At 71.8% G+C, this 3,186-nt stretch carries 3 protein-coding genes; all 3 read left to right on the forward strand.

Going from position 1 to position 3,186, the window contains the following annotated elements; translation table 11 throughout:
* Positions 1-277: 277 nt before the first annotated feature.
* Positions 278-1,141: a formate/nitrite transporter family protein gene (locus N866_RS17605; protein ID WP_034229017.1), complete on the forward strand. Its 864-nt coding sequence runs from the start codon at positions 278-280 to the stop codon at positions 1,139-1,141.
* A gap of 141 nt (positions 1,142-1,282) precedes the next feature.
* Positions 1,283-2,413, forward strand: a complete 1,131-nt coding sequence (locus N866_RS17610; RefSeq protein WP_216699483.1) for a phosphotriesterase family protein — start codon at positions 1,283-1,285, stop codon at positions 2,411-2,413.
* Between the two features lie 153 nt (positions 2,414-2,566).
* Positions 2,567-3,016, forward strand: coding sequence for a hypothetical protein (locus N866_RS17615; RefSeq protein WP_034229020.1), 450 nt, complete (start codon positions 2,567-2,569; stop codon positions 3,014-3,016).
* Positions 3,017-3,186: the final 170 nt, after the last annotated feature.

A 3,186-nucleotide genomic window follows, 5' to 3' on the forward strand; every position in this document is an offset into this window, starting at 1 on the left:
CCCCGCGCCGTGGCCGAGGACGAGGGCGCCGCGCGCCGGCCGCCCGGGCGCGTCGAGGTGGGCACGCGCCGTGCCGTGGCGCGTGGGCACGTCGATCTGCGTGGTGCCGCCGGGGCCGTCGGACGGTGAGGGGTCGGGCATCCTGCTCCGGAGGGTCGGGCGCACCGGCCGGGCGGTGCGGCGTGGCTGCGGTCGGGCACGAGGAGGCCCGCCACGACCCTGCCGGTCCTGCTCGTGCTGGTCAACGCCGGGGGTGCTCCGTGGGATCGTTGCGGGCGTGGCCGCCGACCCCCACCAGCTCTTCCCGGGCAAGCAGTTCATCAGCACCGTGCTCGAGGCGCTCGACACCAAGACGGAGATGTCGGGGCACCTCGCCCGTCGCTACGTCCAGCGGGCCGTCATGGCCGGGATCCTCATCGGCGTCCTGTACGCCACGCACTACGCGGTGGTCACGGCGTTCGCCGCGGTCGCCACCGCGGACGGCGGCGACCTGCGCACCCTCGGCCACATCGCCGGGGCCCTCACGTTCGGCTGGGCGCTCGTCTTCATCTACTACTCGAAGTCCGAGCTGCTCACGTCCAACATGATGATCGTGTCGATCGGCGCCTACTACCGGCGCACCACCTGGCTCAAGGCGTTCCGCCTCCTCACGCTCTGCTACCTCGGGAACCTGCTCGGTGGCCTGCTCGTGGCGGCGTTCGTGCGGTTCAGCACCGTCGCCGACGGCGCCGCTCTCCTGGAGATGCAGGCCTCCGTCGAGCACAAGCTGGCCTTCATCAGCGACGGGCCGACGGGCTGGACCGACCTCCTCGTCCGGGCGATCCTGTGCAACTTCATGATCAATATGGCGATGCTGCTCGTCTACAACGGCCTCATCAAGGACGACCTCACCAAGAGCCTCGTCATGATCGCCTCGGTGTTCGTCTTCGCGTTCCTGGGCCTCGAGCACTCGGTGGCGAACACCGTGCTCTTCGCGATCGTGGGGATGCGCGAGGGCATCGACCTCGGGCTCGCCACCGCGAACATCGGGATCGCGTTGCTGGGCAACTACGTCGGCGGCGGCCTGCTCGTCGGCTTCTACTACGCCTACGTCAACGACGACGCGCGGTACCTGCGCAGCCAGAGCCCCGCCGGCGCCTGAGCCGGGGGCGTGTCCCCGGAGCCAGGCGGTCCAGAGCACGTCGTCCAGAGCGTGCCGTCGCGGAGGCCCCGCCGCCGCGGGACCCCAGGCCGAGGTGTAGCGTCCCGGCCACGCAGCACACCGAGCGCTCCAGGAGGACCGATGACGACGTCGGAGCCCAGCGGCACGGCACCGTCCCGCGTGGACGGCCCTGTCATGGTCCAGACGGTCACCGGACCGGTCCGGGCGGACGAGCTCGGCGTGACGTTGACCCACGAGCACCTGTTCGGGGACCTCTCGGATGCCTTCCACCTGCCGTCCGACCCGCACCTGCTCGAGCTCGTCGACGTGCCGGTCACCCCGCGGATCGCCGCGGCGCTGCGCGAGGACCCGTACGGCAACCGCGACAACGTCCGGATCGACGCCGAGATGATCGCCGAGGTGGCGGAGGAGGTCGCCGCGTTCCGGGCGGTCGGCGGCCGGACTGTCGTCGACAGCAGCACCGGTCCGGAGCGCCACCCGACCGCCCTGCGGGAGCTCGCCCGCCGGACCGGCCTGCAGGTGGTGATGGCCGGCGGCTGGTGCCTCTCGCACGGCGACGAGCGGCAGTTCACCGACGACGACGTCGCCGCGATGACCTCGGAGCTGGTGGGGGAGATCCGCGAGGGAGTCCTGCTGCGCGACGGCACACGGGTCGGGGTCGGCTCGATCGGGGAGATCGGTGTCGGGCTGGACTTCACGCCCGCCGAGCGGGCCACCCTGGTCGCGGCGTGCCTCGCCCAGGTCCGGACCGGGCTGCCGCTGTTCGTCCACCTGCCCGGGTGGCAGCGGCGGGGGCATGAGGTGCTCGACGTCGTGGCCGAGCACGGGGTGGACCCGCGGGCCGTCGTCCTGTGCCACATGGACCCGTCGGGCAGGGACACGGGCTACCAGCGGGAGATCGCCGACCGCGGCGTGTGGCTCGGCTTCGACATGATCGCGATGGCCCTGAACTACCCGGGGGAGGGGGAGTCGCCCTCCGTGGCGGACACGACGGCGGCGGTCGCCGGCCTGGTGGAGGACGGCTACGCCGGTCAGCTCCTCCTGTCCCACGACGTCGGCCTGAAGGTCCAGTGGGCCCGCAACGGCGGCACCGGGCTGACGTACGTCCCCACGGCGTTCGTCGCCCGGCTCGTGGCTGCGGGCGTGGACGAGCAGCTCGCCCGCGGCCTGCTCACGGAGAACCCCGCCGCGCTGTTCACCGCCGCGTGGACCGGGACGCCGCAGGCGCGGCTCGAGGGCCCGCCCGGCTGACCGGAGAGATCGAGCGACGACTCTGGGGGAGCTGTCCATGCAACGCCTGCCGTTCCCGGAACCGGGTCGCCGTGTCGTCACCAGGCCGAGCCGCGACAGCCTCCATACTCGGCCCCTCCGGCCCACACGGGGACCACGAGAGGGAAGTCAGGTATGCGGGCGATCTACATGGCGATCCATGTCGTCGTGTTCACGGCCCTCGGCCACCGTGTCGCAGGCCGAAGCCGTTCGTCAGTAGCGCGCGAGGTCGTCGACAAGGCCTTCGACCAGCCCTCTCGCATCGATCTCCGGTACGGGGCTGCACGCATGGCGGTCCTCGTCGGCGTGGTGATCGGCGGCCCGATCATGCTCCTGGCCCTCCTTCTCTACCCGCTCTACGAGGCGCCTGTGATCATGGTGGCCGGCGTCGCGTCGTCCCTCGTCTTCTATGCCTTCTCCCTGAGCCAGGTCCCGCGCATGGTTGCTTCCGCCTGGAGCCACAGGAGATGGACGTCGGCCGGCAGACCGTCTGACTGGACGGCGAGCTGGCTCACTCGGCCGCACCCGCTCGACCTGGCTCTGTGGCTCGTCATCGCGATCGTCCTGATCCGGCAGATCCTGTGAAGGAGCAGAGTCGTCGGTGGCGGCCGACAGCCCTCGCGCCGCCGTCGGAGCTCGGACGGGGCGCGCCGTTCCATCGCGGCACGCCGCCAGGGTGCGGCCGGCGACGCGATCTGCGCGGGTGGGGTGTCCGGGGCCCGGTGACGACGTCGACTCAGCCCTGATCCACCGGC

The sequence above is a fragment of the Actinotalea ferrariae CF5-4 genome (genome assembly GCF_000603945.1).
Lineage (GTDB): Bacteria > Actinomycetota > Actinomycetes > Actinomycetales > Cellulomonadaceae > Actinotalea > Actinotalea ferrariae.

Coding starts and splice junctions, on each gene's coding strand:
- N866_RS17615 (WP_034229020.1), top strand. CDS start 2,567: ATGCGGGCGATCTACATGGCGATCCATGTCGTCGTGTTCACGGCCCTC.
- N866_RS17610 (WP_216699483.1), top strand. CDS start 1,283: ATGACGACGTCGGAGCCCAGCGGCACGGCACCGTCCCGCGTGGACGGC.